Annotated in this window: 2 protein-coding genes; both read right to left on the bottom strand. The window is 46.4% G+C overall.

Features of this window, described 5'->3' with window-relative positions:
- Position 1 precedes the first annotated feature (1 nt).
- Positions 2 to 1,414: a RagB/SusD family nutrient uptake outer membrane protein gene (locus VN105_RS07565; protein ID WP_325639492.1), complete on the bottom strand. Its 1,413-nt coding sequence runs from the start codon at positions 1,412 to 1,414 to the stop codon at positions 2 to 4.
- Positions 1,415 to 1,443: 29 nt separating this feature from the next.
- Positions 1,444 to 4,536 (bottom strand): TonB-dependent receptor, encoded by a 3,093-nt coding sequence (locus VN105_RS07560; protein WP_325639490.1) that lies wholly within the window; start codon positions 4,534 to 4,536, stop codon positions 1,444 to 1,446.
- Positions 4,537 to 4,781 lie beyond the last annotated feature (245 nt).

The following is a 4,781-nucleotide window of genomic DNA, read 5'->3' as shown; positions in this document are numbered from 1 at the left end:
ATTAATTAGCATATCCCGGGTTTTGTACCATATTAGGATTTGCATCCATTTCGGCCTGTGGAATAGGGAAAGCCACACGGAAATCATTCGCTTCTGTAATCCTTGTGCTTAGTGCATTGGCATCTTTAATATTACGCTGCCCGTTCTTACGAAACAGGTCGGTCATGCCAAAACCTTCGCCCACCAGTTCCAGCCTTCTCTGCTTAACGATTTCAGCCTTAATATTGGCTACATCGGTAAACGGACCCAGGCCGCGCTTAGCCCTCAGCATATTCACATCATCGGTTGCTTTTTGCAGGTTACCCAGCTCAGCATATGCTTCTGCACGATTCAGCAGTACTTCACTGATTCTCAGGATCTTTACATTCACAAGACCCACCTGACCGGTAGCTTCATTACCTGAAAACTTCATTAGGTAGTTGCTGCCATCAAGATTTTCCACCAGTTCATTACGCACATCCTTTGGATCCAGTAGTTCCATAAAACCATCTGTTAACCTGATATCGCCATATCCACCTAATTTAGCCGGCACATACATATAACCAAAGTTATTGGAACCACCACCATCAGGAGTCTGGAAACGCAGGGAAAAGATCTCTTCGGAACCTGCAGCATCCAGGTTGAATGCTTTTGCTACTTCAGATGCTTCGTACAAAGGATATTTACCAACCAGCTTATCTGCTTCATCAATTGCCAGTTGCCAGTCGCCCTTATACAGGTAAGCACGGCTGAGCAATGCGGTGGCCGCATCTTTCGTGGCGTTAAAAATATTGGCAGATTTATTTTCAGACTTACCGGCAGGAGCGGTTTGCTGGGCCACCTTCAGATCGCTGATGATAGACGCATAGGTTTCTGCCAGTGTGCTACGCCCAGGTTTGAATGTACCGGGTGCATCCACTGCTTTATCTACCAGGGTGATTCCTGTGTTAGGATCATTTACCTTTGCTCCCACATTGGTATAAGGCCTGGTATACCTTCTCGTCAGGTCGAAATCGGCCAGTGCGCGCAGGAAATAGGCTTCCCCACGGATAGTACTGGTTTTCTCAGTTTCCGGCAGTTTATCGATCAGCACATTCGCCTGGTTTATCACCCGGTAAGCATTGAGAAAAGTATTGGTTTGCGGCGCCAGTAATGGCGTATAGTTCAGCTGAAATTCCGTGATGAACCTGTTGGAGTTCTGGGAAGTGATCTTCATATCATTGCCACCCAGGTCTGTTACTATCATAAAGTCGCGGCCATAATATTCCAACGTCTGCATCCGCTCATACATCCCGTTTGCCAGGATACGCGCGTTCCCTTCAGTTACCGCATCGCCTTCATTCAGTGAGGACTGCGGGTTCTGATCCAGCTTGGAACAAGCTGAAAACAACCCAGCGGCAGCCAATGCTAATATGGAGAGTTTTGTATATTTCATAATTAAGTTAAATTTTTGATGTTACTTCATTACAGTCCCACACTGATACCAAATGTGATCACCCTTGAAGTAGGATAACGGTAAAAATCAGTTCCGGCATTGGTAGTAGCCGGAGACGCAGTACTGGTTGGAGAAATCGGGTTGGTGCTCATATCCGGATCCCATCCTTTATAGCCTGTCAGCGTAAATAAGTTCTCTGCCTGCGCATATACTCTCAATCCCTGCATTTTCAGCCTGCTTAAAGTGCTTTTCGGAAGGTTATAACCTAATGACAGGTTTCTCAGTCTTACGTAAGAAATATCTTCCAGGTAGCGGGTTGAAGACGCATTGGAATTGGTACCATTACCCCAGATAACTTTAGGTCTGTCGGCAATGTCACCTGGTTTTTCCCAGTGGCTGCCGGCATCTTTCGCCTGGTTGCCGGTAGTGTTGTTACCATCGCTTTCCAGGAAGGAACGGTTGTAGTTATATGCTTTGTTTCCCGCACTGAACGTGATGAATACGGACAGATCGAAATCTTTATAGGAGAATTTGTTGGTGAAACCGCCGGTGATTTTTGGCAGTGCCTGGCCTACGTATTTTCTAACCGCTGAGTTGTAATCAGTAGTTGGTTTTCCGTCTGCACCTTCCCAGGTAGCAGCACCAGTGGCAGGATCCACACCTGTCCAAACCGGCATATACCAGGATCCAAACGGCATACCTACTTCAATCCGCTGACGGGAGCCAGCCGGGATAAATTGTTGCCCTCCCAGCGACAGTATCCTGTTTTTCAGGGTCGCAAAATTCAGGTCGGAAGTCCACTGGAAGTTTTTAGTAGCCACCGGGATACCGCCCAATGTTACTTCAAATCCCTGGTTCAGCATCTTACCTACGTTCATCGTCATTACGTCAAAACCGCTGGTCATAGACAATGGCAGCTGCATCAGCAATGCAGAAGAGCGCTTGTCGTAGTATCCTACGCTACCGTATAAACGTTTTTTCAGTACGCTGATATCCAAACCTACATCATACAGGTTTTGTTTTTCCCAGCTCAATGCCATGTTACCTGGTTGTTTCAGGTAGGCCACGGAGCCTCCGTCATATGCGCCTACGAGGCTATACAGCGGCTGATAAGGATAATCTCCCAAGCCTTCTGCATTACCCATGATACCATAACTGGTGCGCAGTTTCAGATCGCTGAGCCAGGAAATGCTTTTTGTAAATTCTTCTTCTGTAATGCGCCATGCAGCACCTACGGAGTAGAAGTTACCATAGCGGTTGTCTTTAGGGAAACGGGAAGAACCATCTCTTCTGTAACTACCGCTCAGGAAATACTTTGATTTGTAATCATAATCCGCTTTTGCCAGTAAACCCTGGAAAGCGTAGGAGGTTTCATCACCTGCCATGTCGAAGTACTGGGAACCTGCATCGGGCACCTGTGCCTGACCATTGGGGAAACCATTCTTTGCGCTATAGTTCCATACACGGTTCTGGAAGGAATATTCATTACCTGCCAGTAAGCGGAAACTGTGATCTTTACCTATGTTAAAGTTATAGGTCAGTAACTGTTGGGTAGTGTACAATGCCATGTTGGTATTTACGTTATACAGGTACCCACCATAGTTACGTCCGTCGTAGGATTCCGGGGAAGTCCATTGTTTTTCGCGGATGTTGGTAAGCTCGGCATTTCCCTTCACTACAAAACGTAAACCGTCGATGATGTTGTAACCCAGTGCAGCGTTAAAAACTGTTTGGGTGTTGTTACTCCTGTTATAGTTACTGTTTACAGTACTCAGGAAGTTACCGCCACGTAATACCGGGCGGTAGGAGGAAGGAATATCAGCAAAACCAGTCCAGGAAGTAGTACCAGGCTGACCGGCAGTATATCCGTTATAAGGATTTCCGTTCTCATTACGGGAAGGGATAAACGGAGAATTTGCTAAAGCCCCCATCAGTGGCGATGAGTAGCTATTACCTGCACTGGCGCTTCTCTGGTCGGTATAGCTACCGTTCACCTTTACGCTCAAGTCAAATTTTTCGTTGAATTTATGATCCACATTCAAACGTCCGCTGTAGCGGCTGAAGTCTGAGCCGATCAGGATACCCTGTTGTTTGAAATAATCGCCGGAAGCATAGAACTGTGTTTTTTCATTTCCACCGCTGGCATTGATACCGTAAGATTGGGTTTTACCGGTGCGGAATGCTTCGTCCATCCAGTTGGTGCTAATATTTGCCAGGCTGTTAGGGCGGTTTGCCAGGATCTGCGCTTCAGTGAAAAGTGGCGTACCATCTTTGTTAGTAGCATTTTTCATGGCTTCGCGCTGGTAAGCGAGGAGTTCTGTGGAGTTCATCATATCAATTCCATGCGCCAGGTTCTGGAAACCATATTTGGCGTTGAAATTAATCCTGCTTTGTCCTTTCTTACCGGTTTTGGTGGTAATAACCACTACGCCGTTGGAACCGCGGGAACCGTACAATGCCGTTGCAGACGCATCTTTCAGGATGGTTACGTTTTCGATGTCGGCGGGGTTCAGGTTGGCAATTACATCCTGGGAAGGTGTGTTCTGGGTAAAGTCGCCAGAAGAAATGATCACCCCATCCACTACATACAGCGGGCTGTTACTGGCAGAAATGGAACCGATACCACGGATACGTACTTCCGTTTTAGCACCGGGCTGACCGGAGTTGGTAGATACCGCCACCCCGGGTGCGTTACCCTGCAGCATCTGGTTTACGTCCGGCAGTGCCACATTGTTGATCTTGGCGCCGCTGATGCTGGAAGCTGCGATGGTGGAGTTGATCTTTTTCTCTACGGTGTAACCTGTTACTACTACTTCTTCCAGGCTTTTGGAATCAGTTTTCAGTTTTACATTCAACGTAGCTGCGTTGCCAACAGGTACTTCTTTGGCTTCATATCCAATGAAAGATACGATCAGTGTAGCATTGTCGTTTACCTGGATGGTATAGGCTCCTTCCGGGTTTGTGACGGTTCCTTTGGTAGTGCCTTTCACCTGGATATTGGCACCGGGAATTGCTGAGCCATCTGTGGCATCAGTGACTCTCCCTGTTACTGTGCGGCTTTGCGCATAGACCTGCCCGCCCAGAAATAGCACGGACAAGAGGAGAAATAGTACTTTCCTCATAAGCATGATTTTGTTTCCTAACCTTAAAAAATAATAAACATCATTATCAAGGCCCTAAGCCTTAATTCAATTGGTTCCCGTTAAATAAGCAGTTGATGAAATTGTAATTGGATACTTAAAGCTGGAGCAGGTAAACGGTACAGTGATATTTGACCATATATTAAATAATTGACCCATTCTTTTGCAATTTATTCAATAAATCACAATCAGAAGTAGTCAACTTCTTCCTCATAAGCAGTTTCCTT

The organism is Chitinophaga sp., assembly GCF_035564935.1.
Lineage (GTDB): Bacteria > Bacteroidota > Bacteroidia > Chitinophagales > Chitinophagaceae > Chitinophaga.
Note: the sequence above shows the minus strand (reverse complement) of the source record. Positions and strands in the feature narration are given on the sequence as shown.